Raw genomic sequence first — 25,898 nt, 5'->3', positions numbered from 1 at the left:
CGGGCCGGTGCGGGATTGTTGAAAGAACGTGCGACGCCGGGCCTTCACTGCCCGGTTGGCCGGTTTGTCAGGCGGTCGTCCACCAGACCGTGGTGTCCGCGGGCAGTTTCGTCTCGCCGCCCGTGGTCTCGGCGGTCTCGTCGCTGGCGAGCAGCACCCGGCCGTAGGAGGGGACGATCACCGACTCGCCGCCGGTGTTGGCCACGCACACGAACTCCCCGCGCCGGAAGGCGAGGACGCCCTCGGGGGCCTTGAGCCACTCCACGCCGTCGCCGGCGCCGAGGTCCGGGTGGGCGCGGCGGGCGGCGAGAGCGGTGCGGTACAGCTCGAGGGTGGAGCCGGGGACGCCGGTCTGGGCCTCGATGCTCAGTCCGGCCCAGCTGTCCGGCTGCGGGAGCCAGCTGCCGCCGGCGCCGAAGCCGTACGAACTGCCCTCGCGCGTCCAGGGGATGGGGACCCGGCAGCCGTCGCGGAAGCCGTCCTGGCCCGCGCCGCGGAAGTAGGCGGGGTCCTGGCGGACCTCGTCGGGCAGGTCGGTGACGTCGGGCAGTCCGAGTTCCTCACCCTGGTAGACGTAGGCGGAGCCGGGCAGCGCCAGCATGAGGAGGGTGGCGGCGCGGGCGCGGCGCAGTCCGAGGTCACGGTCACCGGCGGTGCGGATCTGGGTGCCGAGGCCGGGCGGGTTGGCGAAGCGGGTGGCGTGGCGGGTGACGTCGTGGTTGGAGAGCACCCAGGTGGCCGGGGCGCCGACCGGGCGCATGGCGTCCAGGGTGCGGTCGATGACGACGCGCAGCTCCTCCGCGTCCCAGGCGGTGCTCAGGTACTGGAAGTTGAAGGCCTGGTGGAGCTCGTCGGCGCGGACGTAGTGCGCGGTGCGCTCCACGGTCGGGGTCCACGCCTCGGCGACGAAGATCCGCCCACCCGTCTCCCGCCCCCGCCCTTCTGACGAAGGCCCTTCGGGCCCTTTCCCCTTTCCGCTGTACTCGTCGAGGATGTGCCGCCACTGCCGGTAGATCGTATGGACGCCGTCCTGGTCGAAGAACGGCATGACATCGTTGCCCAGCAGCTTCACCTGGTCCCGGCTGCCGAGGTCGGGCAGTCCCGCCGCCTTGACCAGGCCGTGGGCGACGTCGATCCGGAAGCCGTCGACGCCCATGTCGAGCCAGAAGCGCAGGATGGAGCGGAACTCGTCGCCGACGGCGGGGTGTTCCCAGTTGAAGTCGGGCTGCTCCGGGGCGAAGAGGTGCAGGTACCACTCGCCCGGGGTGCCGTCGGGTTCGGTGACCCGGGTCCAGGCGGGGCCGCCGAAGATGGACTCCCAGTCGTTGGGCGGCAGTTCGCCGTTCTTCCCCTTGCCGGGCCGGAAGTGGTAGCGGTCGCGCGACGCGGAGCCGGTTCCTTCGGCGAGCGCCCGCTTGAACCATTCGTGCTGGTCGGAGGAGTGGTTGGGGACGAGGTCGACGATGATGCGCAGGCCCAGCGTGTGGGCGTCGCGGATCAGCGCGTCGGCGTCGAGGAGGGTGCCGAACATGGGGTCGACGGCGCGGTAGTCCGCGACGTCGTAGCCGGCGTCGGCCTGCGGCGAGGCGTAGAACGGGCTCAGCCACACGGCGTCCACGCCGAGGTCGCGCAGGTAGGGGAGTCTGGAGCGCACACCTTCCAGGTCGCCCATGCCGTCGCCGTTGCTGTCGGCGAAGCTGCGCGGATAGACCTGGTAGATCACCGCGTCCCGCCACCAGTCGCGGCGTTGGGCGACGGTGGCGACGGCGGACTGCGGTGCCGGGGCGGCGGACTGCTGCTGGCTCATGGCTTCCTTGATGCGTAACTCGGTTCGGGTCATGGGGGCTTGCATACGGCTGCGGGTGTACGGCTGCGGGTGCGGGCCGGGGTCGGTCCGGGGTGGCGTCGCCGCGCGGGGTGTGCGAGGCGGCCGCGGTGCCGGCGGGGTGTTGTGGTCCCCCGGTCAGTAGAACCGGGGGGACACCGCGGCCGCCACCCGCGCGCGGAGGCGCGCGGGAGCCCTCGGAGGCAGGGGGTTCACCCCTTCGTGCCGCCTGCCGTCAGGCCGGTCACCAGGTTCTTCTGCACGAGGTAGAAGAACACGGAGACGGGTATCGCGACGAGGACGGCGGTGGCGGCCATGAGGTTGCGCTGGGCGTCGTGCTCGCTGACGAAGCTCTGCAGGCCGACGGCGAAGGTGTACTTCGTGTCGTCCAGCATGAAGGTGGAGGCGAAGGCGACCTCGCCGAAGGCGGTGATGAAGTTGTAGAAGGCGGCGACGGCGAGACCGGGTTTGGCGAGCGGCAGGATGAGCCGCACGAAGGTGCCGAAGGGGCTGAGGCCGTCGACGCGTCCCGCCTCGTCGATCTCGAAGGGGATCGTGTCGAAGTAGCCCTTGAGCAGCCAGGCGCTGTAGGGCACGGCGGTGGAGCAGTAGACGAGGATCAGGCCGAGGTAGCTGTCGATGAGCCGCAGGTCCGACAGGATCTGGTACATCGGCACGATGAGCACGGCGATCGGGAACATCTGGGTGACCAGCAGGACCCACATGAGCTTCCGGTAGCCGGGGAAGCGCATCCGGGAGACGGCGTAGCCGGTGGTGGCGGCGACCATCACCCCGATGAGGGTGGTGCCCAGGGAGACGATCAGCGAGCTCTTCATCCAGTAGAAGAAGTTCGTGTGCCCGAGGACGAAGCTGTAGTTGTCGAACGTCATCTTCTTCCAGATGCCGCCCGGGTGGAGGTAGTCGTCCTTGTCCGGTCCGAGGGACAGGAAGACCAGCCAGGCGATCGGGAAGAGCGCGGTCAGCGCCGCCACGGTGAGCACGCCGTGGGAGGCGAGGGAGGCGAGGGGGCCGCGCCGGCCGCGTCCGCGCTGCTTGCGGGGGGCGCCGGCGGGGGCCGGCCCGGCCGCGGGTGCGGGGGTCTCTACGGTGGTGGTGGTCATGGGAGTCCTGCCTCAGATCGCGAGCTGCTGCTCGTTGCGGTTCAGCCAGCGGCGGTAGAAGGAGGTGAAGACGATCAGGATGGCCAGCAGCAGGATGCCGTAGGCGGCGGACTGTGCGAAGTCACGCGGCTGCTGTCCGAAGCCGAGGTAGTACGCCCAGGTGACCAGGATCTGCGCGTCGGGCGCGGTGTTGCCGAAGAGCAGGAAGATGACGGCGAACTGGTTGAAGGTCCAGATGATGCCGAGCAGGACGACGGTGGAGCTGACGGACCTGAGACCGGGCAGGGTGACGTGGCGGAACTGCTGCCAGGCACTGGCTCCGTCCATCTCGGCGGCCTCGTAGAGGGTGGAGTCGATGGACTGCAGGCCGCCCAGCAGGGAGACCATCATGAACGGCACGCCGCACCAGGTGTTGACCATGATGGCGGCGAACCGCTGCCAGAAGGTGTCCTCGAGCCACAGGGGTGCCGGCAGGTGCAGGAAGTCGAGGGCGGAGTTGATGATGCCGCCGTCGGCGAGCATGAAGCGCCAGCCGAACACCGTGACGAAGGTGGGCACGGCCCACGGCAGGATCAGGATCAGCCGGTAGAGGGTGCGGCCGCGCAGGTTCTGCTGGTTGAGCATGAGCGCGAGGCCCAGGCCGAGGGTGTAGTGCAGGGTGACGCAGAGGGCGGTCCAGACGATCGTCCACAGGAAGTGCGACCAGAAGCGGTCGTAGGACGTCGGCCCGAAGAGGATGTCCTTGTAGTTGTCGAGCCCGATGAACTTGTACGTCGCGTCGATGTGGTTGACGCCGATGGTGCGGGCCGTGTTGAGGCTGTTGGCGTCGGTGAGCGTGAGCCAGAGGCCGTAGATCAGGGGGTAGATCACGAGGACGCCGAGGACGACCACCACCGGGGCGATCATCACATAGGCGTACCAGTGCTTCTGGTAGCCGTGCCTGAGGCGCCGGCCCAGCCCGGGGCGAGGCGCGCTGTCACCGCGGCGCTTGCCGGTCGCGCGGTCGATGGCGACTGTCATGGTTCGACAACCTTCTCGGAGGTCTGGGGTGGTGGGAAGGGGCCGGGCACCGGCCACGGGCGGTGGCCGCAGCCGGGTGGCCACGGGCGGTGGCCGCCGGATCTCTCCCCCCACGAAGCGGAGATCCGGCGGCCACCGTCGGGGCTCACTTGCTGAAGTCGGGGACCAGCTTCTGGATGGCGACCTCGGCGTTGCTCAGACCCTGGTCCAGGGACTCCTTGCCGCCGGCGACCTTCGGCAGTTCGGTGTCGAGCGGACCCCACAGGGAGCTGTACTCGGGCAGGGCCGGGCGGGGCTGGGCGGCGGCGAGCACGCCCTGGTAGCCGGCGATGCCCGGGTCGGCCTTGACCTCGGCGGTGTACGCGTCGTCACGGGTGGGCAGCGTGGAGTTCTTCAGCGCGATGGTCGCCTGGGACTTCGCGGAGGTCATGAAGTTGACGAACGTCAGCGCAGCGGCCTGGTGGGCCTTGTCCGAGCCGGCGTAGACGGAGAGGTTGTGGCCGCCGGTCGGGGCGCCCGCCTTGCCGGTGGAGCCGGCCGGGACGGTGGCGATGCCAAGGTTCGACTTGTCGCTGAACGCCGAGCCCTTGTAGAAGTTGGTGATCTCCCACGGGCCCTGGATGATCGCGGCGACCTTGCCGTTGACGAACGCGTCCTGGATGTGGGCGTAGGCGTCGGCGGTGGTGTCGGCCTTGTGCAGGCCCTTGCCGGAGAACGTGCCGAGCCAGGTGCCGTAGGCCTTCTTGGCGGCGTCGGAGTTCACGGTGATCTTCTTCGCGGAGGCGTCGACGGTGTCGGTGCCCTCGCCGTAGAGGAAGCACTGCGCGTAGTACGCCTGGGTGGAGCCCCAGTAGCCGTCGGCGCCGGTCTTGGCCTTGACCTTGGCGGCGTCGCTCTTCAGTTCGTCCCAGGTCTTGGGCGCCTCGGTGATGCCGGCCTTCTTGAACAGGGCCTTGTTGTAGACCAGCGCGAGGGTGTCGGTGACCAGCGGGACGCCGTAGGTCTTGCCCTCGTACTGGGCCTGCGTGATCAGGTTCGCCTTGAACTGCGACTTGTCCTTGAGTGCCTCGGTGCCGTCGAGCGGCAGGAAGTAGCTCTTCTTGGCGAACGCGGGGGTCCAGCCGACCTCGGAGCGCAGCAGGTCCGGGGCGCCCTGGGAGCCGGCGGCCGTGTCGAACTTGTTCTGCGCCTGGTCGAAGGGCACGTTGACGTACTTGACCTTGATGTTCTTGTGGGCGGCCTCGAACTCCTTGACGAGGGCCTTGTACGTCGGTGCCTCGTTGGTGGCGTTGGAGGTGTCCCACCAGGTGATGGTCACCGGGCCGTCGGCCTTGCCGCTGTCGTCGCCGCTTCCGCCGCAGGCCGTCGCCGCGAGGGCGAGGGACACCACAACCGCACCGGCCGCTATGCCACGCCGCATGATCTCTCCTTGAGGGTGAAAGCCCGTGTAGCTGCGGGAGGCAGCCCCGTCCGCTGCTCCCGCTGACTTGCCGACCGCGCCGTTGCCGCCGCCGGGCGACGAGAACGTAACAGCGATGTAAGCGGCGCGAAAGGTCTTGCAGCAAAAAAGTGCAAGAAAACGTGAGAGTTACCCGGCCGTGACCTGCGCCCCACCCCCGCGTGACCTGAATTCCCCGCTGTCCGACAGCCCGTGGGACACTTGTGCAAGACTCTGCAAGCTCTTGCCGAACGTTTCAGGCACAGGACCATCCCCTTGCGAGGCGTGGCCCACTCCGACCGGAAGGACCAGGGAGCGCGATGACGCAGCAACCCTCAGCAGGCCGTTCGCGCGGGCGCGCACGGCGCCCGGTCGGTGGGCAGGGCGAGACACGGCCGGTACAGTCCACTTCTGTGACCATCCGGCTTGCGGACATCGCCGCCCAGGCGGGGGTGAGCGAAGCGACCGTCAGCCGTGTCCTGAACGGCAAACCGGGCGTCGCCTCCACCACCCGCCAGTCCGTGCTGGCCGCGCTGGACGTGCTCGGCTACGAGCGTCCGGTACGGCTGCGCCAGCGCAGCGAGGGTCTGGTCGGCCTGATCACCCCGGAGCTGGAGAACCCGATATTCCCGGCCCTGGCGCAGGTCATCGGGCAGGCGCTCACCCGCCAGGGCTACACGCCGGTGCTGGCCACCCAGACCCCGGGCGGCTCCACCGAGGACGAGCTGACCGAGATGCTGGTCGACCGCGGGGTCGCCGGCATCATCTACGTGTCCGGTCTGCACGCCGACACCACCGCCGACATGACGCGCTACGAGCGGCTGCGGGCTCAGGGCGTGCCGTTCGTCCTGGTGGACGGGTTCTCGCCGAAGGTGCAGGCGCCGTTCATCTCCCCCGACGACCGGGCCGCGATGACCCTGGCGGTGACGCATCTGGTGTCGCTGGGCCACACCCGGATCGGCCTGGCGCTCGGACCGAAGCGGTTCGTGCCCGTGCAGCGCAAGATCGAGGGGTTCGTCCGGGCGGTGCAGGACCAGCTGGGCCTGTCGGCGGACGACGTCGAGTCGCGTCTGGTGCAGCACTCGCTGTACACCCTGGAAGGCGGTCAGGCGGCCGCCCTGGCGCTCATCGAGCGGGCCTGCACGGCGGTGGTGTGCGCGAGCGACATGATGGCGCTGGGCGCGATACGCGCGGCCCGGCAGCGGGGTCTCCAGGTGCCGCGGGACTTCTCCGTGGTGGGCTTCGACGACTCCCCGCTGATCGCGTTCACGGACCCGCCCCTGACGACGGTCCGCAAGCCGGTCCCGGCGATGGGACAGGCCGCGGTGCGCACGCTGCTGGAGGAGATCGGCGGTACGCCGGCCCCGCACAGCGAGTTCGTGTTCATGCCGGAACTGGTGGTACGGGGTTCCACGGCATCGGCGCCGAAGGGCGCGTGAGGCGCACGGGACCCGCAGCGCCGCCCCGGGTCGTCCACAAGGAGGACGGCGGCACCCCGGCACCCTCCCTGCGCCGTAGGACGTGCGACCGGAACCCGACCAGGGGATGATCGGGGGGAGAGGGCTTTTCTGGCAGACTTTGTGCCCATGGGGAAAACGACCGTGACGCCGCCGCAGGAAGGCCGTGACGAGGCCGTTCCACAGCCCCCCGCGGCCATGTCGGCGCGTGCGCCGCAACCGTCCGCACCGCCCTCGCTCCTCACCCGGCTGCGCAGCCCGAGCCGCCCCCGGCTGTGGTTCGAGGTCCTTCTGATCGCGGTCAGTTACTGGACGTACTCCCTCGTCCGCAACGCGGTGCCCGAGCAGCGCGGCGAGGCGCTGCGCAACGCGGACTGGATCTGGAGCGTCGAGCACCACCTCGGCATCGCCGTGGAGCTGTCGGTCAACCACACCGTGAACTCGGCGACCTGGCTGATCGTCGGCATGAACTACTACTACGCGACACTGCACTTCGTGATCACGCTGGGTGTCCTGACGTGGCTCTACCGCAGCCATCCGGGCCGTTACGCGGCCACCCGCACGGTGCTGTTCGCGACGACGGGCGTGGCGCTCGTCGGCTACTACCTGTATCCGCTCGCCCCGCCCCGCCTGATGACCGGCACCCGTTTCATCGACACGGTGATGGTCCACCAGACCTGGGGCTCGATGGCCTCCGGCGACCTGAAACACGTCTCGAACCAGTACGCGGCGATGCCGTCGATGCACATCGGCTGGTCCCTGTGGTGCGGCCTGACCGTCTTCGCCCTGGCGAAAGCCCCCTGGGCGCGTGTCCTGGGCCTCCTCTACCCGGCGGCGACCCTCCTCGTCATCGTGGCCACGGCCAACCACTTCTGGCTGGACGCGGTGGGCGGCATCCTCTGCCTGACCTTCGGTTTCACGGTGGCGAGGCTCTGGTACGGGGCCACCCCGTACGCCTTGCCGAGAGCAGTCCCGACCGGGGTGTCTCCCGACGGGACGCCCGGACTCCGGCTGCGGCACGGTGCGTCCCCGGACGGGTCGCTCGCACTTCGGCTGCGGCGCGGTGCGTCCCCGGACGGGTCGCTCGCACTTCGGCTGCGGCGCGGTGCGTCCCCGGACGGGTCGCTCGCACTTCGGCTGCGGCGCCGTGGGGGCTGGTCGCGCAGTTCCCCGCGCCCCTGGAAGTCACCCGACCCGGAGCCCCGAACCTCGGGCACCTCGACCGAACGCGACAGACCGACTCCGTGAGGCCCACGTAACGGGGCCGCGACGGCGCCGCACCGAACCACGCACCCCAGCCACCCCCAGGGGCGCGGGGCTCTGCCGACATGCGGCTCCGCCGCGGGGCGCGACCAGCCCCCACGGCGCCGCACCGTGAACACGGCCGAGCCGCCCGCAGGGCACTACGCCGAGTAGAACCGCTCCTCCACAACCCCTCGCGCGCGCCGTGTGACCCGCCGGTAGGCGTCCAGCATGTCGCCCACGTGCCCCGCCTCGTACCCCAGGTACCGCCCCACCGCCGTGAGCTCCCGGCTGTCGGAGGGAAACGTGTCGCCCGCCCGCCCCCGGACCAGCATCACGGCGTTGCGCACCCGGGTGGCGAGCACCCACGCCTCGTCCAGCACCTCCGCGTCCTCGCCGGACACGAGCCCCGCCGCGCACGCCGCCCGCAGCGCGTCCCGCGTCCGCGTGGTGCGCAGCCCCGGCACCTCCCACCCGTGCCGCAGCTGCATCAGCTGCACGGTCCACTCCACGTCGGAGAGCCCGCCGGGTCCGAGTTTGGTGTGCAGTTTGGGGTCGGCCCCGCGCGGCAGCCGCTCGGACTCCATACGGGCCTTCAGCCGCCGGATCTCCCGCACCGCGTCGTCGCCGAGCCCCCGGGCCGGGTACCGCAGCGGGTCGATGAGCTCGACGAACCGGCGTCCCAGGTCCTCGTCCCCGCCGACCGGCTCGGCGCGCAGCAGGGCGTGCGACTCCCACACCAGGGACCACCGGCGGTAGTACGCCTCGTACGACGTGAGGGTCCTGACCATCGGCCCCGACTTGCCCTCGGGCCGCAGATCGGCGTCGATGAGCAGCGGCGGGTCGGCGCTGGGCACCTGGAGCAGGCGGCGCATCTCGGCGACGACCTTGTTGGCGGCCTCGGCGGCCTCCCGTTCCTCGACGCCGTCGCGGGGTTCGTGCACGAAGACGACGTCGGCGTCGGACCCGTAGCCCAGTTCGTGGCCGCCGAAGCGGCCCATGCCGATGACGGCGAAGCGGGTGGGCAGCTCCTCCCCCCAGCCGTCCTGGACGACGGCGCGCAGGGTGCCGGCGAGGGTGGCGGCGGTGAGGTCGGAGACGGCGGCGCCGACGCGGTCGACGAGGGCGCCCGGGTCGGGTTCGGCGGGTTTGGTCTCGGTGCCGTAGGAGTCGACGATGTCGCCGGCGGCGGTGCGGAACAGCTCGCGCCGCCGGACGCCGCGTGCGGCGGTGACGGCCTGCCCGGCGTTCCCGGCGCGGCCGACGGCGGCGACGATCTCCTGCTCCAGCTGGGCGCGGCCGCGCGGTTCGAGGCCGCCGCCGTCGCCGTCGCCGAGCAGGGAGACCGCCTCGGGGGCGCGCAGCAGGAGGTCGGGGGCGAGGCGTCCGGCGGACAGTACGCGGGCGAGGTTCTCGGCGGCGACGCCCTCGTCGCGCAGCAGGCGCAGGTACCAGGGGGTCTTGCCGAGGGCGTCGGAGACCTTGCGGAAGTTGAGGAGTCCGGCGTCGGGGTCGGCGGAGTCCGCGAACCAGCCGAGCAGGACGGGCAGCAGGGTGCGCTGGATGGCGGCGCGGCGGCTGACGCCGGAGGCGAGGGCCTCGATGTGGCGCAGGGCGGCGGCGGGGTCGGCGTAGCCGAGGGCGACGAGGCGGGCGCGGGCGGCCTCGGGGCTGAGGCGGGCCTCGCCGGGGGCGAGCTGGGCGACGGCGTCGAGGAGGGGGCGGTAGAAGAGCTTCTCGTGCAGCCGGCGTACGGCGCTGCTGTGCCGGCGCCATTCGCGCTGCAGCTCGGCGACGGGGTCGGTGCGCAGGCCGAGGGAGCGGCCGAGGCGGCGCAGGTCGGCCTGGTCCTCGGGGACGAGGTGGGTGCGGCGCAGCCGGTAGAGCTGGATGCGGTGCTCCATGGAGCGCAGGAAGCGGTAGGCGTCGTCGAGCTGGACGGCGTCGGCGCGGCCGACGTAGCCGCCGGCGGCGAGGGCCTGGAGGGCGTCGAGGGTGGTGCCGCTGCGCAGTCCGGCGTCGGCGCGGCCGTGCACGAGCTGGAGCAGCTGGACGGCGAACTCGACGTCCCGCAGCCCGCCGGGCCCGAGTTTGAGTTCGCGCTCGACCTCGGCGGCGGGGATGTTCTCGACGACGCGGCGGCGCATCTTCTGCACGTCGGTGACGAAGTTCTCGCGTTCGGCGGCCTGCCAGACGAGGGGGCCGACGGCGGCGACGTACTCCTCGCCGAGTTCGAGGTCTCCGGCGACGGGGCGGGCCTTGAGGAGGGCCTGGAACTCCCAGGTCTTGGCCCAGCGCTGGTAGTAGGCGAGGTGGCTGGAGAGGGTGCGTACGAGGGGTCCGTTGCGGCCCTCGGGCCGGAGGTTGGCGTCGACGGGCCAGATGGTGCCCTCGACGGTGGTCTCGGAGCAGATCCGCATCATGTGGGCGGCGAGCCGGGTGGCGGCGTGCAGCGCCTTGCGCTCGTCGGCGCCCTCGACGGCCTCGCTGACGAAGATGACGTCCACGTCGGAGACGTAGTTCAGCTCGTGGCCGCCGCACTTGCCCATGGCGATGACCGCGAGCCGGCAGATCTCGGCGGCGTCGGGGGCGTCGGCGCGGGCGATGGCGAGGGCGGCGCGCAGGGTGGCGGTGGCGAGGTCGGCGAGTTCGGCGGCGGACTGGGCGACGTCGGTGGTGCCGCACACGTCGCGGGCGGCGATGGACAGCAGGCAGCGGCGGTAGGCGACACGCAGGGCGACGGGGTCGCCGGCCTCGGCGAGCCCGCGTTCGAACTCCTCCACGCCGGGGTGCAGGTCGCGCGGCTCGTAGGTGACGAGGACGCGCCAGTCGCCGGAGTGCCGGGTGAGGTGGTCGGCGAGGGCGGTGGAGGCGCCGAGCACCCCGAGCAGCCGGTCGCGCAGGGGTTTGGCGGCGGTGAGGGTGTCGAGCAGTTCGTGCCGGTCGGTGGGGCCGGGCTGGGCCTCCAGCAGCCGTACGAGGCCCCGCAGGGCGAGGTCGGGGTCGGCGGTGGCGGCGAGGGCCTCCAGCAGGATGGGATCGCTGCGGACGGGCATCAGCTCGGCGCTGTCGAGCAGCCGCTCGGCGGCGGCCGGATCGGTGAAACCGTGCCGCAGCAGCCGAGTGAAGGTACTGCTCCTGCGCCCCGGCGCCGTCATCCCGGCCTCCTGCTGTCCGCGTCGTGCGGGTACGCCCGTCCTGCCCGCCCGTCCTGCCCGCCCGATCAAGGTGCTACGGCCCTGAGCCTATCCGCAGAGCCGCCGGGAAGCCCTGGGCGGAGCAGGCGGAGTAGCGTTCATCAGGTCTTCATCCCACGGGCTGGATGCCGTGGAACCGGGAAAGATTGGCGTGAGCATGCTCAGTCCGCACCGCCGCACCACACCACCCGCGCTTCCCCCACCGGAGGTCGATGTGCCCGGCACTTCAGCAGGTCCCCGCTCCCGCTCCGCGCACCGCCGTGTCCGCGCCGCCCTGGCAGCCACGCTGGCGGCCGCCGCGACCGCCGTCGGCGCCCTCACCGGAGCCGGCCCCGCCCACGCGGCGGCGTCCGCCGTACCGGCCCCGGACCACGTGGTCGTCGTGGTCTTCGAGAACCACGGCTACAGCCAGGTGATCGGCTCCTCCAGCGCCCCCTACATCAACTCCCTCAAGTCCGGCGGCGCCGACCTCACCCAGGCGTACGGGGTGACCCACCCGAGCCAGCCGAACTACTACGCCATGTTCTCCGGCTCCACCCAGGGCCTCACCGGCGACGCCTGCGTCACGCCGGGCTTCTCCTCGGCCGCGAACCTGGCCTCCGAGGTCCTTGCCGCCGGCCGCACCTGGGCCAGCTACAACGAGTCACTCCCGAGCCAGGGCTCCACGACCTGCACCAGCGGCACCTACGCCCAGAAGCACAACCCCTGGTTCGGCTTCAGCAACGTCCCCACCTCCTCGGCGAAGACCTTCGCCCAGTTCCCCACCGACTACACGACGCTGCCGCAGATGTCGTACGTGATCCCGAACCTGTGCAGCGACATGCACGACTGCTCGGTGGCCACCGGCGACACCTGGCTCAAGACCAACCTCGGCGCGTACGCCACCTGGGCTAAGACCCACAACAGCCTGCTCGTCGTCACCTTCGACGAGGACAACGGCCTGACCGGCAACCGCATCCCGACGGTCCTCTACGGCCAGCAGGTCACCCCGGGCTCGTCCTCCTCGACGACGTACACCCACTACGACGTCCTGCGCACCCTGGAGGACACCCAGGGCCTCACCACCCACGCGGGCGCGGCATCCTCCGGTAAGGACATCACGGGCATCTGGACGCCCTGACGGCGCTGTGCACAGGGAGGGGCGCCAGCGGAAGGACGGCACCCTTCCCTTCGCCCCGAGCCGGACGGAGACCGGGCGTCTCCCCCGGAAAAACCTCGTCCGGATCGCCAGGAGTGCGTCGAAAATCGCGTTACGTACTTCTCTACTCAGTCCTCTCTTGCAGCTTTCACGGTGGAACTCCGAGTTTGAACTCTCACCGGTCTCGGCGTCGGGTGAGAACTGAACGGAGGAAGCCCGCAGCTTGGCGGCATGCACGGCTGAGGGGCGCCTCTGCACGATCGGGCCTGGCAGGCCGACCAATCCCGGCCGGAACGCCCGGTCAGCGGCCCGTGAGCCAGTCCACCAGGTCGTAGACCACGCGGCAGTAGGGATCGTGGGTGTCCTTCCGCAGGCGCTCCAGCTCCCCTGTCTCCAAGAGGACCGGAAGCACGGCGTGCGCTCCTGTCACATCGGCGACGACAGAGCCGTCCTCGCCCCGAAGGGGAAGGTCGACACCGAAGGACGGAGCGTCCTGGGAGGTGGGGGTGTCCAGGTAGAGACGACACGTTCCCTGGTCGAGAAGCAGAAAACCCCGCAGGCGCAGTTCCGCGGGCTCATCGGGCTCTGCCGGAACGGAGAAGGCCGCCGCCGCGGCCCGCAGCGCGTCCGAGAGATGGAACCGCGGACGCTCGACGAAACCGTGAACAGCGGCGGTGGCGTCGACCACCGGGATTCCGAAGACATCGCGCGGCGCCTCCTCGACCTCGCTGTCGGAGCAGTCGGCCCATGCGCTGCGCAGGGCGGCCGCGAGATCCTCTGCGGGGATGTTCGCTCCGTGTGTGTCCGTGAGCGGCACGTCAAAGGCAACCGATGTGTCGAATTGCTGTCCGTCCCACAGAACAACCCGGCCGACACCGCGCCGATCGGGAGCATGCACGACACCCCGCACGAGCCGGACTCCCCGCCCGAACGCGAACACGGTGACCATGCCCAGCATTTCATCTGCCAGCTGCGCCTGCAGACCGGACAGACCCGCCTCGTCCCACATCATCGATCGACCCGTCACACGTGGTTCAACGCGTCAGGACACTTCTTGACACCCTGGCAGTAGGCCGTGATCACGCCGATCTTGTCATCGTGGTCGGCGAGTTTGTACTTGTGGTTGGCAGTCTCCCAGTGGTACTGCGCGACGACCTTCACACGAGCGACAATGATGCCGAGACGGTCGTACAGCACAGCGCCGTACAGCTTCCGGGTCTTCGTGCTCCCCTTCTCGGGGTGTTCACTCACCGCCACCTTGATGACCTTGCTGCTGTGGATGTTGTGGGGCCCGGAGAAGTGGACCCAGCCGAACGCACTGTTGCCCTGCCGGGTAGGGATGTAACGGCCGTCCGCGTCGTGGCCCACGAACTTCACCACGCTCCAGTGGCTGCCGGCGGCCTCATCGGTTGCCGCCCCTGCGTCGTCTCCACGGGCGCGGCAGAAGATCTTCACCCGGCGTCCTGCTCCACGCTTGACCTTCGTGATGGAGGAAGCAGCCGTGCGTCGTCCTCTTGGCGGGCCCGACGTCCAGCGTCGGCAACTGGAGCATCTGCTCCTCGTCAGCGAGATGCGGAACGTCGAGATTCAGGTCATGCCCTGGACCGCTGGGAACATGCCGGCCTTGCCGGGCCGTTCACCTTGGTGAAAACCAAGGATGAGCGCAGGATCGCCTACACGGAGGTACAGGGCGACAGCCGGGTTCATACCGAACGCTCTAAGGTACGGGAGCTGGAGGCGGCCTACGGGATCCTTCGCGCTCAGGCGCTCACCCCGGCCGAGTCACGGGCATTGGTCAGGACGACATTGGAAGCGGGATGAGCAGAGACGTGACCGGACGGAACGTCGAAATTCTCGCCTGGTTCAAGAGCAGTTACAGCGCAGGGGACGGCGGACAGTGCATAGAGGTCGCCATGCACCCGCACACCGTTCAGGTACGGGACTCCAAGGACACAAACCGTCCTGATCTGGCTGTGGGATCGACGGCGTGGACCGCGTTCCTCGGGTTCGCCGTCAACCGGCTCGGCTGAGTCGCCGCTTCGCTGCCATGCCCTGTGGCTCAGAAGCGTCACAGGGCAGAGGAGTATCCGGGGCCGGTCCGGCGCTCGGTGCTCCGACCGCAGGTCGTGGCCTTACCGGCAGGAAGAGCGGCGTCGGTCAGGGACGGCCGCCGTCTTCCAGCCACGTCCCGTCGCGCATGATGAGTCTGCCGCGCAGTTCCGGCTCGCCGCGCCATGCGCGCACAGTCTTCGGCACCACGCGGATGTACATGAAGGAACCCTCCTCCGCACGGGGGTCCCACCCGAACTTGGCGGCGAAGGCCTCCGCCGCGTCTGCGGGCACGTCCTGGTCCGGGAAGCATTCCGCCGCACCCTGGAGAAGCACCACGTCGGAGGTGTCCGGCAGCGCCAGGCGCACGCGCGGCTCCTCGCGGACGTTCCGCGCGGTCGCGGAAGCGGCACCGGTGCACATCCACACCGCGCGCCCGTCCCACAGGAACCACAGCGGCACCTGGTGCGGACCGTGATCAGGATGGGCTGTCGACACCCACACATCCCGCTCGACGTGGAGCCGTTCCAGGGTGTCGCGCCTGCGCTCCACCGCCCGGCGGCGAACGATCCCCGAGTTCTGCATGAGTACCGACCCTAGCCAGCGCGCTCAGAGCGCGCATGAGGCGAGGGGCCTACTTCCTGCGACCGATCCCCCCGACGTGCGAAGGGACCGACGGTCGTCAGCCGTCGGCCCCCGGCGTCGGGTGTCGGGCCGGTGCAGAGTCCTCTCCGAGCCGCCCCTACAGCACCGGCAGGTTCTTGCGGAGTTCGAAGGCGGTGACCTCCGAGCGGTACTCCTCCCATTCCGAGCGCTTGTTGCGGAGGACGAAGTCGAAGACGTGTTCGCCGAGGGTCTCGGCGACGAGGTCGCTGCGTTCCATCAGGGTGAGGGCCTCGCCGAGGTTCTGCGGCAGGGGCTCGATGCCCATCGCGCGGCGCTCGGCGTCGGAGAGGGCCCAGACGTCGTCCTCGGCGCCCGGGGGGAGTTCGTAGCCCTGCTCGATGCCCTTGAGGCCGGCGGCGAGGAGGGCGGCGTAGGCGAGGTACGGGTTGGCGCCCGAGTCCAGGGAGCGGACCTCCACGCGCGCGGAGCCGGTCTTGCCGGGCTTGTACATCGGGACGCGGACCAGGGCCGAGCGGTTGTTGTGGCCCCAGCAGATGTACGAGGGGGCCTCGCCGCCCGCGCCCGCGGTCCGGGCCGCGCCGCCCCAGATGCGCTTGTAGGAGTTGACCCACTGGTTGGTGACGGCGGCGGTCTCCGCGGCGTGCCGCAGCAGGCCCGCGATGAAGGAGCGGCCGACCTTGGAGAGCTGGTACTCGGAGCCGGACTCGTAGAACGCGTTGCGGTCGCCCTCGAAGAGGGAGAGGTGGGTGTGCATGCCCGAGCCGGGGTGCTCGGAGAACGGCTTCGGCATGAACGTGGCCTGCACGCCCTGCTCCAGCGCGACCTGCTTCATGACCAGCCGGAACGTCATGATGTTGTCGGCGGTGGACAGCGCGTCCGCGTAGCGCAGGTCGATCTCCTGCTGGCCGGGGGCGCCCTCGTGGTGGGAGTACTCCACGGAGATGCCCATCGACTCCAGCATGGTGATCGCCTGGCGGCGGAAGTCCATGCCCACACCCGTCGGGGTGTGATCGAAGTAACCCGAGTTGTCCGCGGGGGTGGGCCGCGAGCCGTCCAGGGGGCGGTCCTTGAGGAGGAAGAACTCGATCTCCGGGTGCGTGTAGAACGTGAAGCCCAGGTCGGAGGCGCGGGCCAGGGCACGCTTGAGCACGTAGCGCGGGTCCGCGAAGGACGGCGAGCCGTCCGGCATCAGGATGTCGCAGAACATCCGGGCCGTGCCGGGCGCCTCCGCACGCCACGGGAGCACCTGGAAGGTCGACGGATCCGGCTTGGCGATCATGTCGGACTCGTAGACCCGGGCGAAGCCCTCGATCGCGGAGCCGTCGAACCCGATGCCCTCGTCGAACGCGCCCTCCAGCTCGGCGGGTGCCACGGCGACGGACTTCAGGAAGCCCAGCACGTCCGTGAACCACAGGCGTACGAACCGGATGTCGCGCTCCTCCAGTGTCCGGAGCACGAACTCCTGCTGCTTGTCCATCTTCCGCTTCCCCATCCTTGCTGGTCAGGCCGCCTTCCCCCGGGTGCCGGGCGCAGGCGGTCGGGCACCTGAGCATCCCACCACATCAGCATTTCACGCGCGTTGCCGACCGTGATCGTGCGGCGGTACCCGGCCTGAACGGCTCATGTCCCTCGGGTGTACTGCTCCACCGCCCATCTTGCCTGCTCGCGGCGGCATCCGTAACGGCCGGGAGCGCCACCCGTACCCCGCCTTAATTTGAATCCGAGATACCAGTTTTAATGGTGCCTGCCATCGAACCCACGAGTTCCGAGGAGCTCCCATGCTGTCCGAGCAGTCCGCCGCCACCGTCCGTGCCACCCTCCCCGTCGTAGGGGCGGCCATCGGCGACATCACCGGCCGCTTCTACCCGCGGATGTTCGCCGCCCGCCCGGAACTGCTGCGCGACCTGTTCAACCGCGGCAACCAGGCCGCCGGCACCCAGCGCCAGGCCCTCGCGGGCTCGATCGCCGCGTTCGCCACGTACCTCGTGGAACAGCCGGAACGGCGCCCCGACGCGATACTCAGCCGAATAGCCCACAAGCACGTCTCCCTGGGCATCACCGCCGACCAGTACGCGATCGTCCACGAGCACCTGTTCGCCGCGATCGTCGAGGTCCTCGGCGAGGCCGTCACGCCCGAGGTCGCGGCCGCCTGGGACGAGGTCTACTGGCTGATGGCCAACGCCCTCATCGCCGCCGAGAAGCGCCTGTACGACGAGAACGGCGGCCCGTCCTGGCGGCAGTGGGAGATCACCGAGCGGATCGTCGAGACCGTCGACGTCACCACCTTCCGGCTGCGCCCGGTGGACGGCGGCCCGGTGGCCCCGTTCCGCGCCGGGCAGTACGTCAGCGTCCGCGTCGCCCTGCCGGACGGCGCCCGGCAGATCCGCCAGTACAGCCTCACCGGCGCCCCGAGCACCACGGAGCGGCAGATCAGCGTCAAGCGGGTGAGCGGCGAGGGCGGCGCGCCCGAGGGCGAGGTCTCCAACCACCTGCACGCCCACCTGACCGAGGGCGGCGTCCTGGAGCTCTCCGAGGCCTACGGCGACCTCGTCCTGGAGGAGACCGCCGGCACCCCGCTGCTGCTGGCCTCCGCCGGCATCGGCGTCACGCCGATCATCGCGATGCTGGCCCAGCTCGCCGAGGCCGACCACCGCGCCCCGGTCACCGTGGTGCACGGCGACCGCTCCCCCGCGCACCACGCGCTGCGCGCCGAGCACGAGGCGTACACGGGCAAGCTGGCCGGGGCGTCCACGCACTTCTGGTACGAGCAGGACGCGCCGGAGGGCGCCGGCACCGGCTTCGTCGACCTCACGGACCTCGAGGTGGCGCCGGGCACCCGCGCCTACCTGTGCGGTCCGCTGCCCTTCATGCGCCTGGTGCGCGGCCAGCTGATCGAGAAGGGCGTCGCCCCGGCCGACATCCACTACGAGGTCTTCGGCCCCGACCTCTGGCTCGCCCAGGACTGAGGCCCAGGTCAGGACCACCGAGGACCCGGCCGGGACCGCTGAGGGCTCGGCGGGGTCGGCCGGCTCACGTCCGCCGGACGGTTCAGGAAGGGGCCCGCGAGATCTCCAGCAGCAGCGGGCCCGTCGGTGTGGCGACCATGTCGGCGACGGTGATCGGGTCCAGCGAGGCGTAGAACGCCTCCTGGGCCCGGCGCAGCGCACCGCGCAGCCGGCACTCGGAGTTCAGCGGGCAGGGCGTCTCGCCCTCGCACTCCACGATCTCGCCGTCGCCCTCGAAGGCACGCACCACCCGGCCGACCGACGCGCCGCGGCCCCGCTCGGAGAGCCCGAGCCCGCCGCCCCGGCCGCGGCGGGCGTCGACCAGGCCCATGTGCTGGAGTTCGGCCACCACTTTCGCGGTGTGGGTGTACGGGACGCCCATGTCTGCGGCGACCTCGCGGGTCGTCGGGTTGGGCCGGGTGGTCACGGCAAGCCTCATGAGGACCCGTAGGGCCAGGTCGGTGGAGCGCAGGAGCCGCATGCGGGAAGCGTAGGTAATACGCATCCCCGGTTCAACATTGCGTGACCGGAAATGAGCCCTCATCGATCGGTCCGAAGGTCCCTTTCTGACTGGTTTCGGAGACAATCGTCACATCTCTGTTCGTCCTTTGTCCGTCTCACCGAACCTGTCGGGTACGTATCGATCCGGCCGTTCTCCCGCCCCGCCCACTCTCGCGCCCCACCCTCCCCCTTACGATCGGCGGGCCCCTGCCATCCCCACCCTTTCCCGCAGAAGGACGCTTCCCATGGGTTCCGCGAAGAAGAACACCAATGCCGCGCGCAAGGCGCGCATAGAGGAGATGCGGCGCGCGGAGGCCGCCCGCGAGCGCCGCAACCGGATCCTGACCATCGGCGCGAGCGTGGCCGTGGTCACCGCCCTGGTGGTGGGCGGGGTCGTCCTGGTGCGGTCGCAGTCCGACGGCTCCGGCAAGAAGGACAGCGCGAGCGACGCCAAGGGCTCCGCCGGGGACTCGGGCCACTTCACCACCGGCAAGGACGGCGTGCGGGTCTGGTCGGGGAACCTGTCCCGCAACCACGTCTCCACCACCGTGAACTACCCGATGCACCCGCCGGTCGGCGGCAACCACAACCCGGTGTGGCTCAACTGCAACGGCGACGTCTACACCTCGCCGGTGAAGGACGAGAACGCGGTGCACGCGCTGGAGCACGGCGCGGTCTGGGTGACGTACACCGCCAAGGCGTCGAAGGCCGACGTGGCGACGCTCGCGGCGAAGGTCAAGCAGACGCCGTACTCGCTGATGAGCCCGTACACGAACCAGTCGGGCGCGATCGAGCTGACGGCCTGGGGACACCAGCTCACCGTGAAGAGCGCGAGCGACCCGGCGGTGAACACGTTCTTCTCCACCTACGTGCAGGGGAAGCAGACACCCGAGCCGGGCGCCTCGTGCACCGGCGGGACGATGAAGTGAGGCGGCTGCACATCGGCTGGGTCGCGGGGGCCGCGGCGGCCGTGCTGGTCGCGGCGGGCGCGGCGACCTACGCACTCGCCGAGGACGGCTCCGCCGCACCGTCCCTGAAGGTCCCGGCGGCCGACTCCGCGGACGCGGGCTTCGCGCGGGACATGGCGGTGCACCACCAGCAGGCCGTCGAGATGTCGTACATCGTGCGCGACCGCACGAAGAACGAGGAGGTACGGCGCCTCGCCTACGACATCGCGCAGACCCAGTCCAACCAGCGCGGCATGATGCTGGGCTGGCTGGACCTGTGGGGGCTGCCGAAGGTGTCCGCGGATCCGCCGATGACCTGGATGGGCATGGGTGACATGGCCTCCGGCAAGGACGGCGCGCTGATGCCGGGCATGGCGACCAACACCGAGCTGGCGAAGCTGCAGAAGCTCAGCGGCAAGCAGGCCGAGATCTTCTACCTCCAGCTGATGACGGACCATCACAAGGGCGGCGTGCACATGGCCGAGGGGTGCGCGGCCGAGTGCACGGTGGGCGTGGAGAAGCGGCTGGCGCAGGGCATGGTGACGGCGCAGCGGTCGGAGATCCAGCTGATGGCGGACATGCTGAAGGAACGGGGCGCGAAGCCGCGTTCCTAGTCCTGGTGGTTCCGGCCGGGTGGTTCCGGCCGGGTGGTTCCAGGTGGAGCCGGGGGAAGGTTCCGGGCCGGACGGTCGGCAGTCGGGTGAAATACGGCCAGAACGACCCCATCTGACGGTTCCTTGGGTTTCTCTTGGCCTGTCCATTCCCCTGGCGTGAACGGTTCATCGAAAGAGTGGCGTCCATCGTGTGATCCATTCCCGGACATGTTCGGCTCCGGGGATACCGCCGCGGATCCGCGACGACCGACGCCCATGCGACGAACCGCATAGCAGGGGGTTCTATGAGATCCAACCGCGCCAAGGTACGCGCCGGGGTGAGCATGGCAGCGACGCTGCCCATGCTCGCCGGGGCGCTGGCGCTCGGCATTCCCGCGGCACACGCCGCGGACAACCCGGGCCGTGACACGCTCGCGGGCACCAAGCCCGCATGGGCCACGGCCAAGGCGGACAAGGGAGCCACCTCGAACGGCGCCCAGGTGTCCGCCCGGGTCTACCTCGCCGGCCGGAACGCCGCCGGACTCGCCGCCTACGCCAAGGCCGTGTCCGACCCGTCCTCGCCCCGGTACGGCAAGTACCTGAGCGCCAAGGAGGCGCAGGCGCGCTTCGGCGCGACCGCGGCGCAGGTGGCCGCGGTGAAGTCGTGGCTGAAGTCGGCGGGCCTGAAGATCACGTCCGTCACCCAGCACTACATCGCCGTCACCGGCGACGTGTCCGCCGCCGAGAAGGCGTTCGGCACGCAGCTGCACAACTACGCCAAGGGCGCCAAGACCTACCGCGCCCCGCAGCACACGGCGTCGGCCCCGGGGTCCCTGAACGGTGCCGTCCTGACGGTCACCGGCCTGGACAACGCGCCGCACAAGGCGAACCACGACGACCAGCTGCCCCCGCCGGACTCGGTGTTCAAGAACTCCGGGCCGTATTCCTCGTACTTCGGCTCGAACATCGCGACCACCCTGCCGGACGCGTACGGCACCAAGATCCCGTACGCGGTCAAGGGGTACACCGGCAAGCAGCTGCGGGCGGCGTACGGTGCCGGCAGCCGCACGGGCAAGGGCGTCCGGGTGGCCATCACGGACGCGTACGCCTCGCCGACGATCGCCTACGACGCGGCGACCTACGCGGCCAAGCACGGTGACGCCGCCTGGAGCACCGGGCAGCTGCGCCAGGTGCTGCCGAAGAACTACACCAAGACCGAGGAGTGCGGGGCCGCGGGCTGGTACGGCGAGGAGACCCTCGACGTCGAGGCCGTGCACGCCGTCGCGCCGAACGCGGACGTCACCTACGTGGGTGCCGCGTCCTGCTACGACGACGACCTGCTCGACTCGCTCAGCAAGATCGTCGACAACCACCTGGCCGACATCGTCTCCAACTCCTGGGGCGACATCGAGGCGAACCAGACTCCTGACCTCGCCGCGGCCTACGACCAGGTGTTCCAGTTCGGCGCGGTCGAGGGCATCGGCTTCTACTTCTCCTCCGGCGACAACGGCGACGAGGTCGCCAACACCGGGACGAAGCAGGTCGACACCCCGGCCAACTCGGCCTGGGTGACGGCGGTCGGCGGTACCTCGCTGGCGGTCGGCAAGGGTGACAAGTACCTGTGGGAGACCGGCTGGGGCACCGAGAAGGCCGTGCTGTCGGCCGACGGCACCAGCTGGACGAACTTCCCCGGCGCCTTCACCTCCGGTGCGGGCGGCGGCACCAGCGCCACGGTGGCCGAGCCGGCGTACCAGAAGGGTGTCGTCCCGAACGCGCTCGCCAAGGCGAACAACGCCTCCGGCAACCGTGTCGTGCCCGACATCTCGGCGATCGCCGACCCGAACACCGGCTTCAAGGTCGGCCAGACCCAGACCTTCCCCGACGGGTCGGAGCAGTACAGCGAGTACCGCATCGGCGGCACCTCGCTGGCGGCGCCGGTCATCGCGGCGGTCCAGGCGCTGGCCCAGGAGGCCCGGGGCGGCAAGGCCATCGGCTTCGCCAACCCGGTGATCTACGCCAAGTACGGGTCGAAGGCGTACCACGACGTGACCGACACGCCCACGGGCAAGGAACTCGCCGTGGCCCGCGTCGACTTCGCCAACGGTTACGACGCGACGGACGGCCTCGTCACGTCGGTGCGGAGTCTCGGCAAGGACAGCTCCCTGCTCGCGGTCAAGGGCTACGACCCGGTGACGGGCGTCGGCACGCCGGCCTCCGGCTATGTGGAGTCGTACCGGACGCTGCGCCGCCGCTGACGTTCCCGGTGGCTGTCTGACGGGGCCCGCCCCCCGGCCGAGGCCGGAGGGCGGGCCCCGTGCCCCTTCCCTGCGAGGCGCGAGCGGTTTTTGGGTGCGGGTGCGTTGTGGCCAGTCGCGCAGTTCCCCGCGCCCCTAGGGGGTTGCAGCTCACGCCAGCTGCACAGCTCCCCCACCCCCCGCCGCGGGCAGTCGTGCCTCCCCCAAGCTCTTCGAGCAGGGGGGACCCCAGGACGGCACGGGTGGGCGCTGGGGGTCCCCCCTCTGGGGGAGGCACCCCGCAATCGCCGGGCTGCGCACCCACCCCCGCCCACCGCAGCCCCGCGCACCCCACAACACACCCCGGCACCGGAACCGGCACCCTTGGCGGCAGCCCGCCGTGGTCCGCCCCACACTCCGCCGGAGGCCATCGCGTCGGACTGACGATTACACTGACCCCGTGCCTCAACTTCGACTCGCCCTGAATCAGATCGACGCGCGCGTCGGTGACCTCGCCGGGAACACGGAGACGATCCTCCGCTGGGCCCGGCACTCCGCCGCACAGGGAGCGCACCTCGTGGCGTTCCCGGAGATGGCGCTGACCGGCTATCCCGTCGAGGACCTGGCCCTGCGCTCGTCCTTCGTGGAGGCGTCCCGGCAGGCGCTCCGCACCCTCGCCGCCCGCCTCGCGGAGGAGGGCTTCGGCGAGCTCCCGGTGATCGTCGGCTACCTCGACCGCAGCGAGCGGGCGCAGCCCCGGTACGGCCAGCCCGCCGGCGCCCCGCAGAACGCCGCCGCCGTGCTGCACCGCGGCGAGGTGGCCCTGGCCTTCGCCAAGCACCACCTCCCGAACTACGGAGTCTTCGACGAGTTCCGCTACTTCGTGCCCGGTGACACGATGCCGGTGGTCCGCGTGCACGGCGTCGACGTGGCGCTGGCGATCTGCGAGGACCTGTGGCAGGACGGCGGCCGGGTGCCGGCGGCCCGCGCGGCCGCGGCCGGGCTGCTGCTGTCGGTGAACGCCTCGCCGTACGAGCGCGACAAGGACGACACCCGTCTGGAGCTGGTCCGCAAGCGCGCCCAGGAGGCGGGCTGCACCACGGCGTACCTCGCGATGATGGGCGGCCAGGACGAGCTGGTCTTCGACGGCGACTCGATCGTCGTCGACCGCGACGGCGAGGTCGTCGCGCGGGCCCCGCAGTTCTCCGAGGGCTGCTTCGTCCTCGACCTGGACCTGCCCGCCGCCGTCCCCGACGCCCCCACCGGTGTCGTGGCCGACGGCCTGCGCATCGACCGGGTGATCCTCTCCGAGGACCCCGTCCCCGCCTACGGGCCCGAGCTGGCCGGCACCTACGCCGACCGCCTCGACGACGACGAGGAGATCTACTCGGCCCTCGTCACCGGTCTGCGCGCCTATGTACGGAAGAACGGTTTCACCTCCGTCCTCATCGGCCTCTCCGGCGGGATCGACTCCGCGCTCGTCGCGTCGCTCGCGTGCGACGCGCTGGGCGCCGAGCATGTCTACGGCGTGTCCATGCCGTCGAAGTACTCCTCCGACCACTCCAGGGGCGACGCCGCCGAGCTGGCCCGCCGTACGGGGCTGAACTTCCGTACCGTCTCCATCGAGCCGATGTTCGACGCGTACATGGGCGCGACCGAGCTGACGGGTCTGGCCGAGGAGAACCTCCAGTCCCGGCTGCGCGGCACGCTGCTGATGGCGATCTCCAACCAGGAGGGCCACATCGTCCTCGCCCCCGGCAACAAGTCCGAGCTGGCGGTGGGCTATTCGACCCTCTACGGCGACTCGGTGGGCGCGTACGGCCCGATCAAGGACGTCTACAAGACGTCGGTCTTCAAGCTCGCCGAGTGGCGCAACCGGGCGGCGCTGGAGCGGGGCGAGACCCCGCCGATCCCGGAGGCGTCGATCAGCAAGCCGCCGAGCGCCGAGCTGCGCCCCGGTCAGGTGGACACGGACTCGCTGCCGGACTACCCGGTGCTGGACGCGATCCTCGAGCTGTACGTCGACCGGGACCAGGGTGCCGACGCGATCGTCGCGGCGGGCTTCGACCGGGCCCTGGTGACGAAGACGCTGCGGATGGTCGACACGGCCGAGTACAAGCGGCGCCAGTACCCGCCGGGCACCAAGATCTCCGCCAAGGGCTTCGGCAAGGACCGCCGTCTGCCGATCACCAACGGCTGGCGCGAGACCGTCACCGCGGTCCTGGTCCGTCCGCCGCGGGCTGCGGCGGCGCCGGCCGACACCTCGAAGCCTGCTCGGCAGGAGGGTGCAACCGGACCCGGTTCCGGTGCCGCCCCCGCTCAGGACCCCGTGGCCGGGAACTTCACCCGTGCCGCCACCGGGAGGTGGTCGCTGCCGGTCTCGGGCAGGGTCCAGGAGGTCACCGGTTCCACTCCCCTCACCATGATCTGGTCGATCCGCGCCATCGGGAACGACGCCGGCCAGCTGAAGCCGAAGCCGCTGCCCGCCGCGCCCTGGGTGGAACGCATCTGGGAGGTCACGGCGTTGAGCGCGCGGTCGTTCATGGTGCCGTTGAGGTCGCCGAGCAGCACGACCCGGCCGAGGGGCTCGTCGGCGATGGCCTCACCGAGCGCGTTGGCGCTCTTGTCCCGCTGGTGGGCGGTGAACCCGGCCTTCATCTTGACGCGCACGGACGGGAGATGGGCGACGTAGACCGCGACCTGCCCCTCGGGGGCGGTCACCGTGGCCCGCATGGCACGGGTCCAGCCCAGTTTGATGTCGACGGCTTTCACGCCGCTCATCGGGTACTTGCTCCACAGCCCGACGGTGCCCTGCACCGAGTGGTACGGGTACGCCGGCGCGAGCGCGTTCTCGTAGACCGGCACCGCCGACGCCTTCAGCTCCTCCAGCGCCACGACGTCCGCGCCCGATCCCGCCACGTCGCGGGCGGTGCCGGACGGGTCGGGGTTGTCGGCGTTGACGTTGTGGGTGGCCACCGTGAGGTCGCCCGCCCCGCCGCCGTCGGTCTTGTCGGTGAGCAGGCCGCCGAAGAGGTTCAGCCAGACCGCGCCGGGCAGCAGCACCGCGATCAGCGCGGTCGCCGACCTGCGCACCAGGCCGGCCACCAGCAGGACCGGGATGAGCAGTCCGCACCAGGGCAGGAAGGTCTCGGTGAGGCTGCCGAGGTTGCCGATGCGGTTGGGGATGCGCGAGTGCATCAGCATCACCAGGGCCGTCAGCACGGCGAGGACGGCGAGGACGATGCCGCGGCGCCAGATCCCGGGATCGCCGCGCCAGCCGGACAGCGCCCGGTGCGCGAGCCGCCGGAGCCGGTCCCCCCGGCGCCCGGGTCCCGTACCTCCGTTGCCGGTCTCCGCCGCGTACGCCTGCTGCGCCATTCGTCGCCTCACTGCCCTGCCGTGCACACCGATCCGCCCCCGGGTTACGACCCTAGGGGATGATCGGCACCGTTCCCGCCGCACCATGACGGCCGTACGGGCACGAGGACGTGGCTTTCGGCCGCG

18 protein-coding genes and 3 pseudogenes are annotated in these 25,898 nt (G+C 70.7%); 10 read left to right on the top strand and 11 right to left on the bottom strand.

The features are described 5' to 3' along the window. Positions 1 to 67: 67 nt before the first annotated feature. The 4 genes from ABZ862_RS31040 to ABZ862_RS31025 form a co-directional block, all read right to left on the bottom strand. Positions 68 to 1,807, bottom strand: a complete 1,740-nt coding sequence (locus ABZ862_RS31040) for a glycoside hydrolase family 13 protein (protein WP_360965384.1) — start codon at positions 1,805 to 1,807, stop codon at positions 68 to 70. A 230-nt stretch (positions 1,808 to 2,037) separates the two neighbouring features. Beyond that, positions 2,038 to 2,946: an ABC transporter permease subunit gene (locus tag ABZ862_RS31035; protein WP_360965281.1), complete on the bottom strand. Its 909-nt coding sequence runs from the start codon at positions 2,944 to 2,946 to the stop codon at positions 2,038 to 2,040. A gap of 12 nt (positions 2,947 to 2,958) precedes the next feature. Continuing rightward, the gene (locus ABZ862_RS31030; RefSeq protein WP_360965278.1) at positions 2,959 to 3,966 is read right to left on the bottom strand and encodes a sugar ABC transporter permease; all 1,008 of its coding nucleotides are present in this window, start codon (positions 3,964 to 3,966) and stop codon (positions 2,959 to 2,961) included. A 145-nt stretch (positions 3,967 to 4,111) separates the two neighbouring features. Beyond that, positions 4,112 to 5,386 (bottom strand): extracellular solute-binding protein, encoded by a 1,275-nt coding sequence (locus tag ABZ862_RS31025; protein WP_360965275.1) that lies wholly within the window; start codon positions 5,384 to 5,386, stop codon positions 4,112 to 4,114. Between the two features lie 431 nt (positions 5,387 to 5,817). Here ABZ862_RS31025 and ABZ862_RS31020 point away from each other — a divergent pair, with 431 nt between their 5' ends. Then, positions 5,818 to 6,843, top strand: a complete 1,026-nt coding sequence (locus tag ABZ862_RS31020; protein WP_360965272.1) for a LacI family DNA-binding transcriptional regulator — start codon at positions 5,818 to 5,820, stop codon at positions 6,841 to 6,843. A gap of 147 nt (positions 6,844 to 6,990) precedes the next feature. Further along, a pseudogene (locus tag ABZ862_RS31015) lies at positions 6,991 to 7,833 on the top strand (phosphatase PAP2 family protein); the annotation flags it as partial. 431 nt (positions 7,834 to 8,264) lie between these two features. On the opposite strand, the gene ABZ862_RS31010 reads toward ABZ862_RS31015, so the two are convergent. Continuing rightward, positions 8,265 to 11,261, bottom strand: a complete 2,997-nt coding sequence (locus ABZ862_RS31010) for a bifunctional [glutamine synthetase] adenylyltransferase/[glutamine synthetase]-adenylyl-L-tyrosine phosphorylase (RefSeq protein WP_360965269.1) — start codon at positions 11,259 to 11,261, stop codon at positions 8,265 to 8,267. Positions 11,262 to 11,457: 196 nt separating this feature from the next. Between ABZ862_RS31010 and ABZ862_RS31005 the strand changes: the two genes are divergently transcribed. Beyond that, positions 11,458 to 12,420: an alkaline phosphatase family protein gene (locus tag ABZ862_RS31005; RefSeq protein WP_360965381.1), complete on the top strand. Its 963-nt coding sequence runs from the start codon at positions 11,458 to 11,460 to the stop codon at positions 12,418 to 12,420. A gap of 319 nt (positions 12,421 to 12,739) precedes the next feature. Here ABZ862_RS31005 and ABZ862_RS31000 read toward each other — a convergent pair whose 3' ends face one another. Together ABZ862_RS31000 and ABZ862_RS30995 are read right to left on the bottom strand one after the other, a co-directional pair. Next, positions 12,740 to 13,450, bottom strand: a complete 711-nt coding sequence (locus ABZ862_RS31000; protein ID WP_360965266.1) for a hypothetical protein — start codon at positions 13,448 to 13,450, stop codon at positions 12,740 to 12,742. 11 nt (positions 13,451 to 13,461) lie between these two features. After that, entirely contained in the window at positions 13,462 to 13,893 is a 432-nt protein-coding gene (locus tag ABZ862_RS30995; RefSeq protein ID WP_360965263.1) for a hypothetical protein, read from the bottom strand. Positions 13,894 to 13,924: 31 nt separating this feature from the next. Here ABZ862_RS30995 and ABZ862_RS30990 point away from each other — a divergent pair. Beyond that, a pseudogene (locus ABZ862_RS30990) lies at positions 13,925 to 14,259 on the top strand (DUF5753 domain-containing protein). Continuing rightward, on the top strand, positions 14,256 to 14,468 hold the full coding sequence (locus ABZ862_RS30985; RefSeq protein ID WP_360965260.1) for a DUF397 domain-containing protein: 213 nt from the start codon (positions 14,256 to 14,258) through the stop codon (positions 14,466 to 14,468). The pseudogene ABZ862_RS30990 and the gene ABZ862_RS30985 overlap by 4 nt, the downstream one beginning before the upstream one ends. A gap of 127 nt (positions 14,469 to 14,595) precedes the next feature. Here the strand turns inward: ABZ862_RS30985 and ABZ862_RS30980 are convergent, their stop codons facing one another. Together ABZ862_RS30980 and glnA are read right to left on the bottom strand one after the other, a co-directional pair. Further along, positions 14,596 to 15,072 (bottom strand): pyridoxamine 5'-phosphate oxidase family protein, encoded by a 477-nt coding sequence (locus ABZ862_RS30980; protein ID WP_360965257.1) that lies wholly within the window; start codon positions 15,070 to 15,072, stop codon positions 14,596 to 14,598. Positions 15,073 to 15,229: 157 nt separating this feature from the next. Then, complete coding sequence (gene glnA / locus ABZ862_RS30975; RefSeq protein WP_360965254.1) at positions 15,230 to 16,591, bottom strand: type I glutamate--ammonia ligase; 1,362 nt, start codon at positions 16,589 to 16,591, stop codon at positions 15,230 to 15,232. A 301-nt stretch (positions 16,592 to 16,892) separates the two neighbouring features. Between glnA and ABZ862_RS30970 the strand changes: the two genes are divergently transcribed. Continuing rightward, a complete protein-coding gene (locus tag ABZ862_RS30970) occupies positions 16,893 to 18,080 on the top strand; it encodes a globin domain-containing protein (protein WP_360965251.1) in 1,188 nt (395 codons plus the stop codon). An 82-nt stretch (positions 18,081 to 18,162) separates the two neighbouring features. Here ABZ862_RS30970 and ABZ862_RS30965 read toward each other — a convergent pair whose 3' ends face one another. Continuing rightward, positions 18,163 to 18,600 carry an Rrf2 family transcriptional regulator gene (locus ABZ862_RS30965; protein WP_360965248.1) on the bottom strand — a complete coding sequence of 146 codons (438 nt, stop codon included), beginning with the start codon at positions 18,598 to 18,600 and terminating at the stop codon, positions 18,163 to 18,165. Positions 18,601 to 18,865: 265 nt separating this feature from the next. Between ABZ862_RS30965 and ABZ862_RS30960 the strand changes: the two genes are divergently transcribed. The 4 genes and pseudogenes from ABZ862_RS30960 to ABZ862_RS30945 all read left to right on the top strand — a co-directional run. Beyond that, positions 18,866 to 19,549 (top strand): DUF3105 domain-containing protein, encoded by a 684-nt coding sequence (locus tag ABZ862_RS30960; RefSeq protein WP_360965246.1) that lies wholly within the window; start codon positions 18,866 to 18,868, stop codon positions 19,547 to 19,549. Further along, a complete protein-coding gene (locus ABZ862_RS30955; protein ID WP_360965244.1) occupies positions 19,546 to 20,181 on the top strand; it encodes a DUF305 domain-containing protein in 636 nt (211 codons plus the stop codon). Before ABZ862_RS30960 ends, ABZ862_RS30955 begins: the two co-directional genes overlap by 4 nt. A gap of 284 nt (positions 20,182 to 20,465) precedes the next feature. Beyond that, a complete protein-coding gene (locus ABZ862_RS30950; RefSeq protein ID WP_360965241.1) occupies positions 20,466 to 22,415 on the top strand; it encodes a S53 family peptidase in 1,950 nt (649 codons plus the stop codon). A 439-nt stretch (positions 22,416 to 22,854) separates the two neighbouring features. Further along, positions 22,855 to 24,606: pseudogene (locus ABZ862_RS30945) on the top strand (NAD+ synthase); the annotation flags it as partial. A 107-nt stretch (positions 24,607 to 24,713) separates the two neighbouring features. Here ABZ862_RS30945 and ABZ862_RS30940 read toward each other — a convergent pair. Continuing rightward, on the bottom strand, positions 24,714 to 25,772 hold the full coding sequence (locus ABZ862_RS30940) for an endonuclease/exonuclease/phosphatase family protein (protein WP_360965238.1): 1,059 nt from the start codon (positions 25,770 to 25,772) through the stop codon (positions 24,714 to 24,716). Positions 25,773 to 25,898: the final 126 nt, after the last annotated feature.

The sequence above is a fragment of the Streptomyces sp. NPDC047000 genome, assembly GCF_040644295.1.
Classification (GTDB): domain Bacteria; phylum Actinomycetota; class Actinomycetes; order Streptomycetales; family Streptomycetaceae; genus Streptomyces.
This window is presented reverse-complemented; position numbering and strand designations above follow the sequence as displayed.

Bases quoted from the DNA above. Each gene is read 5' to 3' on its own strand.
- ABZ862_RS31040 (WP_360965384.1), bottom strand. From the start codon at position 1,807: ATGAGCCAGCAGCAGTCCGCCGCCCCGGCACCGCAGTCCGCCGTCGCC.
- ABZ862_RS31035 (WP_360965281.1), bottom strand. From the start codon at position 2,946: ATGACCACCACCACCGTAGAGACCCCCGCACCCGCGGCCGGGCCGGCC.
- ABZ862_RS31030 (WP_360965278.1), bottom strand. From the start codon at position 3,966: ATGACAGTCGCCATCGACCGCGCGACCGGCAAGCGCCGCGGTGACAGC.
- ABZ862_RS31025 (WP_360965275.1), bottom strand. From the start codon at position 5,386: ATGCGGCGTGGCATAGCGGCCGGTGCGGTTGTGGTGTCCCTCGCCCTC.
- ABZ862_RS31010 (WP_360965269.1), bottom strand. From the start codon at position 11,261: ATGACGGCGCCGGGGCGCAGGAGCAGTACCTTCACTCGGCTGCTGCGG.
- ABZ862_RS31005 (WP_360965381.1), top strand. From the start codon at position 11,458: ATGCTCAGTCCGCACCGCCGCACCACACCACCCGCGCTTCCCCCACCG.
- ABZ862_RS31000 (WP_360965266.1), bottom strand. From the start codon at position 13,450: ATGATGTGGGACGAGGCGGGTCTGTCCGGTCTGCAGGCGCAGCTGGCA.
- ABZ862_RS30985 (WP_360965260.1), top strand. From the start codon at position 14,256: ATGAGCAGAGACGTGACCGGACGGAACGTCGAAATTCTCGCCTGGTTC.
- ABZ862_RS30980 (WP_360965257.1), bottom strand. From the start codon at position 15,072: ATGCAGAACTCGGGGATCGTTCGCCGCCGGGCGGTGGAGCGCAGGCGC.
- glnA (WP_360965254.1), bottom strand. From the start codon at position 16,591: ATGGACAAGCAGCAGGAGTTCGTGCTCCGGACACTGGAGGAGCGCGAC.
- ABZ862_RS30970 (WP_360965251.1), top strand. From the start codon at position 16,893: ATGCTGTCCGAGCAGTCCGCCGCCACCGTCCGTGCCACCCTCCCCGTC.
- ABZ862_RS30965 (WP_360965248.1), bottom strand. From the start codon at position 18,600: ATGCGGCTCCTGCGCTCCACCGACCTGGCCCTACGGGTCCTCATGAGG.
- ABZ862_RS30960 (WP_360965246.1), top strand. From the start codon at position 18,866: ATGGGTTCCGCGAAGAAGAACACCAATGCCGCGCGCAAGGCGCGCATA.
- ABZ862_RS30950 (WP_360965241.1), top strand. From the start codon at position 20,466: ATGAGATCCAACCGCGCCAAGGTACGCGCCGGGGTGAGCATGGCAGCG.
- ABZ862_RS30940 (WP_360965238.1), bottom strand. From the start codon at position 25,772: ATGGCGCAGCAGGCGTACGCGGCGGAGACCGGCAACGGAGGTACGGGA.